At 70.4% G+C, this 645-nt stretch carries 2 pseudogenes; both read right to left on the bottom strand.

What is annotated here, in order from left to right:
- A pseudogene (locus AC1DY2_RS20380) lies at positions 1-395 on the bottom strand (ABC transporter ATP-binding protein); the annotation flags it as partial.
- Positions 396-448: 53 nt separating this feature from the next.
- Positions 449-645: pseudogene (locus AC1DY2_RS20375) on the bottom strand (hypothetical protein); the annotation flags it as partial.

Raw genomic sequence — 645 nt, 5'->3', positions numbered from 1 at the left:
GTGCCCGGCAGGTTCACGACGCCCTCCCCGGCAAGCCCGTCGCGGGTGACGGTCATCTTCTCGGGGCGCACCGAGTGGTGGCCCTCCCGCCCGAGCAGGTCGCGCGAGCGGTCGGCGTCGAACAGGTTCGAGGTGCCGACGAAGTCGGCGACGAACCGCGAGCTGGGCCGCTCGTAGAGCTCGGCGGGAGTGCCGAGCTGCTCGATGCGACCGTCGTTGAAGACCGCGATGCGGTCGGAGAGGGTGAGCGCCTCCTCCTGGTCGTGCGTCACGAAGATGAACGTGATGCCGAGGTCGCGCTGGATCTCCTTGAGCTCGACTTGCATCTGCTCGCGGAGCTTCAGGTCGAGGGCGCCGAGCGGCTCGTCGAGCAGGAGCACCTTCGGCTGCACGACCGTGCCCGGCAGGTTCACGACGCCCTCCCCGGCAAGCCCGTCGCGGGTGACGGTCATCTTCTCGGGGCGCACCGAGTCACCTTCGGCTGCACGACCGTGCCCGGCAGGTTCACGACGCCCTCCCCGGCAAGCCCGTCGCGGGTGACGGTCATCTTCTCGGGGCGCACCGAGTGGTGGCCCTCCCGCCCGAGCAGGTCGCGCGAGCGGTCGGCGTCGAACAGGTTCGAGGTGCCGACGAAGTCGGCGACGA

The organism is Agromyces sp. P1_H4, assembly GCF_056405255.1.
The sequence above is the reverse complement of the archived record's forward strand: the minus strand, read 5'-3'. Positions and strand labels throughout refer to the sequence as shown.